Source organism: Wolbachia endosymbiont of Cylisticus convexus (genome assembly GCF_003344345.1).
In genome coordinates this window covers 1-6,757 of sequence record NZ_QPIP01000078.1, presented here as the reverse complement: position 1 = coordinate 6,757, position 6,757 = coordinate 1, and the positions used below count along the sequence as shown (strand labels likewise).

Below are 6,757 nucleotides of genomic sequence, written 5' to 3'. Positions count from 1 at the left end.
GTGGTACTCAGTGGAATAACAAACTCTTCTTTTTCGTACTTTTCTAACTGCTCCACGCAGATAGATTTTTCCTGATTCAAGCGTAACTTTACCAGTTTCTCTATCTATAATACAATTGCTTCCTGTTATAACATCACCATCACGAAACATTGCATCACCTATGCCTTTGAGCTTTGAAAGAGCATATTCTTGCGTCTCGTTTAATTCTGCAGACTGTAGACCTCTTCCAGCAAGAAATAAGCTTTTCTCATATTCTTTGTCAGGATTAAAGCGGTTATAATAGGCGTTTAAAGTCATTTTATTCTAAAAGGTTACAACAAATGAAAAAGTTTCCCGAGTTGCAGATGTTCTGATAAGTGGTACTGTATGTTCAAGCACCAACAAAATCCCAGGATTTTCCACGTCTTTTGGCTCAAAGTATCTCTGTCCAGAAGGTACTGTCTCCTTTACCCTTGTACCAACCATAACCCCAAGTTCCCTGATAACTTGATTTGCTGCGTCCGTGAAATCGAAAGTAAATTTGAGAAAAAGATTATTAGTTGGTACATTTGAGGGTCTAAACCTTCCAGATGGAGTTATAAGTTCGCCGTTTTCATCACCTTTGCAGAAGAGAACTTCGTCTGCAGTACGCCTGCCAACTTCATTTATCAGCTTTGTAGTATTGATAGGCTCTGGTGGTGTGCTTTCACTATATTCTACAGTAACTGCACTATTTGCCCTGATAGAGCTATTTTCCGTACGTTTAATTACACCAGTACTGCTATCAACTATATAATCTATACTTGGCTGATAAGTTGTTTTTCCGATAAAAACCCTTACATCTTTAATAGTGTGGTGATCTAGAGCTATTTCACCCTCAACAAAAACTTTTTCGACTTGATGGCTACTTTCCCAATTGGCATCACCACTGCCCCAAGCAAGATGTATTGGTTGCTCTTTTATGCTTGCTGCTATTGCTGCTCGACCTGATTGTGTGAGTATTGACATTTGAAAGTTTGACTCCTGTATATATATTCACCAAAATTACAAAAACTGTTCAGTTTTTTTAGGAAAATTCTTCTTTTTTTTCAAAATAAATTTTTATTGACTAATCTTTAATCTATTTTAGACATAATATATTTACTTTTAGATATATGATAGCTAGTGAGGAGTTTTGGGAAAGCAGTTTAGAAATGCCAGTATCCTTTTTGCTTAAGGACTTTCAAAATCCAAGCTTACGTGAAAGTTGGCTTAATTCTCTTTCTGGTAGACAATTAAGTGTGATTTTTAACCACTATTTTCAGAATAAACAAAATAGGCAATTATTTAAAGACTACGAAAAATGCGATGATATTTCAACTCAGCAAAAGCGTAAAATGCTTACTAAAATTTCTGAATCTCTATTTGATTATTACTTAGTCAATCGTTTTAGTCGTGCAAAATCAGAAACAACTATAGCTGAAGTAGCACGGTCTGTGTTAAGCCAAGATTTTCTAAAATCATTTCTGTTGCAAAATAACAAATATGACAAAAAGTCCTTGTTGTTTACTCTCTTTATAGCTAATCATAACTTGCTAAAACAAATTTTCTGCTTTAATCAAGTACAGAAAAAAGGGTTTTTACCTTTCGTATTAAAAAATCCTCCAAGACAAAAGCCCACTTCATTTAAGGATTTTTTATCAGAAAGTACAATACAGGAAATATTAAAACAACACGATCTCTCGGAAAACGATAGTTTTGAAAGTCAGTTTCAAGAGCTCTTTTACTACCAAAATAGTATTTACTTATTTATACGACGTGCTAGTAAAGATGAGGATTTATTAATCAGTTCAAATAAGGTAATACACGGTTATAAACCTAGTAGAATTATTATTGACTTTGCTTTAAACGCTAACCAAGTAAACCTATCTATTCAAAGTTTTGATCAAGGATTAAAAATAGCAAATAGAATAGCAAGCTGTTATTTTCAGCGAGAATGTTCATTTACTAACATGCGCCACCAAAATACAACAGCACAAGTGAGGACTTTTTTGCATGACTGTGTAAAACAACATGTACCTGATATTCACCTATTTGAATTGAAATTTGGTCCATCTAAATCTAAAACTAATCTTACGTTAAACACAGATAATATTGAAGAGTGGTTGCAGAAAATAGAGCCTTCGGTTGGTAGTGTACTGCATGATGTTTCGCTTGTTCAGCATATCAAAGTATTGTTCAAAAGTAAAAAAGTTACTTTATCCTTTCAGACAGACACGCAATACGCAAATTATATAGAAATTGATTACTCAGAATATGTTCTCAATAGAAAAGAACGAGATGATTTTAAGTCTTTAATTAGAGATAGCTATGGAATTACCGTTTTGTCAAAAACACTCTCAAGATATTGATACTATGTTAGTAAATAGGTCCTGGGTAAATCCTGACGAAAACTATATAGAGGTTGCAGAGTATCTCAGTCAGCTTGATTTTGTTAAACTTGAGAAGTATTACTTCGTTATTTGTGCTAATGATTTAGATCTTGATTTTCCAAATATACAAAATCCTTATTGCAAAAATGAGGTTATCATTTCTCATGATTTTGATGAAGATTGTGATGATCTAGCTTGCGAGGATTGTGGTCGTGATATTTTTCCTGATACTTATAAAAAACAGCGTTATCTTGTACTTTCAATTAAACTAAATACGGAAAAAATTATAAATTGGTTTGAAAAATTATTGATAGGTCTTATATGGGAAAAGGCGGCAAATGGGATATATCATATAAGCTTTAAAGGTAAAATAGTAAGCGTTATCATACCAACTTTATGTACTGATAAGTCATATTTAACTGTAGATAGGTTAAGAACTAATGTTGCTGTCCTTATAACTTTTGGAAAAGCAGATCTAAAAATATTGTTAACCCTATACACTGTTCCCATGGCCGATTTAATTTGTGAACAAAAAACTCTAAATCAAATACTAAGCGAAGCAGTTGAAAAAGGAGTACCAGAATTATTACCTAACGTTTCCTTTCAAGCATTCCCTTATGTTCCACTGCAAAAAACAACTCTTCCAGAAAAAAAGATACTGCGATTAAAAGTTGAAGATAATATTATTTATGTTGATAATATTGAAATTATAGGCAAACAAGCAACTTCAAGCATCCGCATCTTTAGAGTATTACTTAAACAATTTTTGCGTGATTTGGAAGCAGCTAAAGAATATAAATTTCTTAGTATTGTCCAAATAGCAGATAGTTTAGGTATTGAAGACCCAGAACAGCAAGTACGTAGACCTCTTAACAGAATGCAAAAAACAATAGCAGAAAAGCTAGCTAGCACCTTTGGACTAAATATAAGACGAGATGATGTGATACAAGCATGTAACTGGTCAGGCTACCGGCTTAATCCATCTACCATTAACTTAAGTGCTAGCTAAGCTCCTTAGTCAATGTTGGACAGAAAACGCAGAAGGATACTTCTCTAAAATATACCGATACAATTCTTCAGCGCTTTTTTTGTCACCTGCAATGAAAGTAAAAAATTCAACTACGTCTCCTTTAATTTTGGCTAGTTTATACCAATCTCCTGCTCTTTCTCCTGTTGTCTCAACTATTATTTTATCTCCACGTGAATCTCCAATGTAAAACTTACTTTTGTAAAACTCACCACCAGGTAGTAAATAGAGTAGGTATTCTTCAATTCTATCAATTACTAACGCTTTTATTTCTTCTAGAGATCTATTCATAAAAGGTGCCCTTCAATAATTTATGATAAAAAAATGATTCTTTTATTCGCTTAGAATGGAATCCAGTCATCCTTCTGAGTTTCATTCGGAGTAATGATCGTATCAATTCTGTTCCTGTCTCCGTACCTATTATCGGCCTCAATTCCCACTTTTGCCATAAACTCTAGTCCATTTAAATCTGCAATGGAGTTGATTTTTCTAGCAACAACTGCTTTTTCTGAAGTGTCATGTGGATGAATGTTCCGTGCTGACTCCAAAATACTTCTAAGCATAGAACGACCAGATTTTCCCCAGATGTCTTCTTCACCTTCTGCTTTGCCACTTTTAATACCAATTACTTGAAAAATCTTGCGTTTTGCATATGGACCTTCAGTGACAGTAAATTCAGCGTTTAAATAGATGCTGCCGGTAGCATAGCTTTTAGTGAACCAATTTTCATAACCTCCAGGTTTAATGGCCATTTTGACTTTCACCGTTGTACCTTTTGGTATTAAATTACTTTGTGATTTTGCAGTATTAAAATCAGTTAAAAAATCTGATAGCATATTGTCCTCCTATAAATTAATTGCAAAACGAAAAAAAGAATCAACTCCATTGGTCTACAAGTTTCCAACGACCATTTATCTTATCGACAAGCTTGTTTGCCACACGTTCACCATTTCGCAACTCAAATACTATTTGACGGGTAGTGCTTTCCTCATCATGAGCAAACATCACCATACCAGTACTATAAAATCCCCTCAAAGAACCAGCACCGCTTAATCCTTGAAATGGATCTTCTTCCAGCATCTTTTTCGATAATTTTTTTGTATGATGAGTGAGTACAATACAAGCATCTGGATTGACAGCACTGCGTAGCTTTTCAAGAGTCTTTTGCAAAAAGAACAGCATAGCACTATTATCATTTTCATTTCCATACTCACTGCTAAATATGTTGCGCAATGGATCTATAGCCAAAACATCAGGTTTAAAGCGTTCATTCACAATTTCCTTGATTTCACTTATTTCATCATGATTAAATGATAAGTGCACCTTTGGCGTAATGATTAAGTTGTTAGCAGCTACATTCAAAAGTTCATTATCAAGTTGAAGTTGTTGCAACCGTTCTTTCATATATTCATATTCAATTTCAGTTTGCATGTAGAAGATTTTCAAAGGTCTACTTGGTGTCATACCGAGAAATGATCTACCAGCAGCCATGTGGACAAGCCAAGAGATCAAAAAGTCACTTTTGCCGATTTTAGGTGGGCCACCCAGTACCAATAAGCCTCTTTTTGTTAAAATTCTTGGTGAGATTATATCCTCTGGTATTGGCGATCGATCGTCCAAGTATTCTTTCACACTGAAAAAGGGAATTTTTTGACCGATATTGAAAAAGCTTTGTTGTTTGGTAGAAGTCATAGTTTTAAATCCTCCTGATTAAGTTTTATCGCTATGACTCCCCCACCAGAACCGTGTTCCCGCACACGGCTCCACAATGTAGTATTCACAGCATTTCCTATTTTGTATATAATGAGTAGCATATTCTTGGTTTTGGTAATGGATTAACTTGTAGATAATGTATAAATTGCTTTGAATTCACACTCTTCTTCTGACTACGTCGGTTTATCCATTTATATGCTAGCTTGATTATCCGCCAGAAGAATTTATTCAACCAACGATAATTTCCGCTAACTCCGAAGTAGTTACAGTGCCCTGTTAGTTTTGCTTTAAGTACTGGCCACCAGTCTCTAAGGTGAACCTTGTTTCGGATCTTTTTCACCCATTCTTTGGTTTCTTTTAGTTTTCTAGATAGACTTACTTTCGAGGTTTTATGACCTATCATTACTCTACCTTTACGACTTCTTGTACCATAATGGGTGAATCCTAGAAAGTTGAAACTTTCCGTTTTTCGTTTCTCCCTTGTTGCCACTCCTTTTTGCCAAACTTTACTATTCTTGTTTTGTCTTCAGATATTTCCAGTCCAAATTTTCCTAGCCTTTGTTTCAGTGACTCTAAGAGTTCTCTAGCATCTTTTTCTCTTTCGCAGCAAAACAGGTGATCGTCTGCATACCTAACTAGCTCCATATAACCTTTAGATCTTAGCTTGAATTTCTTTTCAAACCACAAATCCAGCACATAATGCAAGTATATGTTAGCTAGTATAGGACTTATTATTCCCCCCTGAGGTGTGCCTAGTTCAGTTGCTTCGTAATGTCCTGACTCAACTATTCCTGCCTTAAGAAATCGCTTGATCAACCACAATAAGTTTGGGTCTGTTATCCGTTCTCTCAAGCATCTCATTAGCCATTTGTGCTGGACATTATCAAAGAATTTCTTGATATCAACTTCTACTACATAGTTAGTTGGTCTGTACATAACTGCTTTATTTAGTGCATTTACCGCTTGATGACAGCTTCTACCAGGACGAAAACCATATGAGTTATCCAGAAAGTTAGCTTCATAAATATTTTCTAATATCTTCTTCAGCATTATCTGGACTAACTTATCTTCTGTTGATGGTACCCCAAGTCCGCGTTTTTCTTTGCTTACAGCTTTTGGTATATATACTCTTTTCACTGGTTGCGGTTGATATTGCTTTCTCTTCATACTATCCACCAGAGTGCTAAGCTTCTCTTCAAGATTTTCTCCATAAGCTTCTACTGTCACCTGGTCTATACCACATGCCTTTTTAGCTCTTTATAACATTCAGCAAGATTCTCTGCGTTTATCAGATGAATTAACGATGTAAATTTCAATCGTTTATCTTGCCTGGCTCTTACTGTTATCTGATTTAGTTTTCTTTGCACGTTATTCCAACCTCCGTTGTATTGGCATAGCAATCCCTAAACCAGTCACTATATTGCTCCCTTGTATGTGGCTTTCCCACACTCTGAGTACTATCAGTCAGTCCGACTTCCTTTGCATCTTCCGTTAGTCCTCGCCTTTGTTGACTTGTTCCAACGTACCTTAATAGGAATACAAAGGATCTCTCCCAAGTTTACGTAAACTCCATCTCAACACGTGATACGGCCTCAGATCCCGATAGAGTGAGTGATAACTTGCCTTA

At 35.3% G+C, this 6,757-nt stretch carries 8 protein-coding genes and 1 pseudogene; 2 read left to right on the top strand and 7 right to left on the bottom strand.

Annotated elements, in window-relative coordinates:
- Window positions 1–297: pseudogene (locus Wcon_RS07410) on the bottom strand (DUF4815 domain-containing protein); the annotation flags it as partial.
- Between the two features lie 6 nt (window positions 298–303).
- Window positions 304–987 carry a hypothetical protein gene (locus tag Wcon_RS07405; protein ID WP_114517742.1) on the bottom strand — a complete coding sequence of 228 codons (684 nt, stop codon included), beginning with the start codon at window positions 985–987 and terminating at the stop codon, window positions 304–306.
- Between the two features lie 146 nt (window positions 988–1,133).
- On the opposite strand from Wcon_RS07405, the gene Wcon_RS07400 reads away from it, so the two are divergent.
- Both Wcon_RS07400 and Wcon_RS07395 read left to right on the top strand, forming a co-directional pair.
- A complete protein-coding gene (locus Wcon_RS07400) occupies window positions 1,134–2,369 on the top strand; it encodes a hypothetical protein (RefSeq protein WP_114517741.1) in 1,236 nt (411 codons plus the stop codon).
- Window positions 2,329–3,399 carry a hypothetical protein gene (locus Wcon_RS07395; RefSeq protein ID WP_114517740.1) on the top strand — a complete coding sequence of 357 codons (1,071 nt, stop codon included), beginning with the start codon at window positions 2,329–2,331 and terminating at the stop codon, window positions 3,397–3,399. Before Wcon_RS07400 ends, Wcon_RS07395 begins: the two co-directional genes overlap by 41 nt.
- A gap of 9 nt (window positions 3,400–3,408) precedes the next feature.
- Here the strand turns inward: Wcon_RS07395 and Wcon_RS07390 are convergent, their stop codons facing one another.
- From Wcon_RS07390 to Wcon_RS12555, 5 genes are all read right to left on the bottom strand, one after another.
- Window positions 3,409–3,708 carry a hypothetical protein gene (locus Wcon_RS07390; RefSeq protein ID WP_114517739.1) on the bottom strand — a complete coding sequence of 100 codons (300 nt, stop codon included), beginning with the start codon at window positions 3,706–3,708 and terminating at the stop codon, window positions 3,409–3,411.
- 50 nt (window positions 3,709–3,758) lie between these two features.
- On the bottom strand, window positions 3,759–4,253 hold the full coding sequence (locus Wcon_RS07385; protein ID WP_114517738.1) for a hypothetical protein: 495 nt from the start codon (window positions 4,251–4,253) through the stop codon (window positions 3,759–3,761).
- Between the two features lie 40 nt (window positions 4,254–4,293).
- Window positions 4,294–5,109, bottom strand: coding sequence for an AAA family ATPase (locus tag Wcon_RS07380; protein ID WP_114517737.1), 816 nt, complete (start codon window positions 5,107–5,109; stop codon window positions 4,294–4,296).
- A gap of 465 nt (window positions 5,110–5,574) precedes the next feature.
- The gene (gene ltrA / locus Wcon_RS12125) at window positions 5,575–6,357 is read right to left on the bottom strand and encodes a group II intron reverse transcriptase/maturase (protein ID WP_237350007.1); all 783 of its coding nucleotides are present in this window, start codon (window positions 6,355–6,357) and stop codon (window positions 5,575–5,577) included.
- 5 nt (window positions 6,358–6,362) lie between these two features.
- Window positions 6,363–6,497, bottom strand: coding sequence for a hypothetical protein (locus Wcon_RS12555; protein ID WP_255565478.1), 135 nt, complete (start codon window positions 6,495–6,497; stop codon window positions 6,363–6,365).
- Window positions 6,498–6,757: the final 260 nt, after the last annotated feature.

What these genes read in the sequence shown, in the direction of transcription:
- Wcon_RS07395 (WP_114517740.1), top strand. Translation starts at nt 2,329, where the DNA reads ATGGAATTACCGTTTTGTCAAAAACACTCTCAAGATATTGATACTATG.
- Wcon_RS07405 (WP_114517742.1), bottom strand. Translation starts at nt 987, where the DNA reads ATGTCAATACTCACACAATCAGGTCGAGCAGCAATAGCAGCAAGCATA.
- Wcon_RS07385 (WP_114517738.1), bottom strand. Translation starts at nt 4,253, where the DNA reads ATGCTATCAGATTTTTTAACTGATTTTAATACTGCAAAATCACAAAGT.
- Wcon_RS07400 (WP_114517741.1), top strand. Translation starts at nt 1,134, where the DNA reads ATGATAGCTAGTGAGGAGTTTTGGGAAAGCAGTTTAGAAATGCCAGTA.
- Wcon_RS07380 (WP_114517737.1), bottom strand. Translation starts at nt 5,109, where the DNA reads ATGACTTCTACCAAACAACAAAGCTTTTTCAATATCGGTCAAAAAATT.
- Wcon_RS07390 (WP_114517739.1), bottom strand. Translation starts at nt 3,708, where the DNA reads ATGAATAGATCTCTAGAAGAAATAAAAGCGTTAGTAATTGATAGAATT.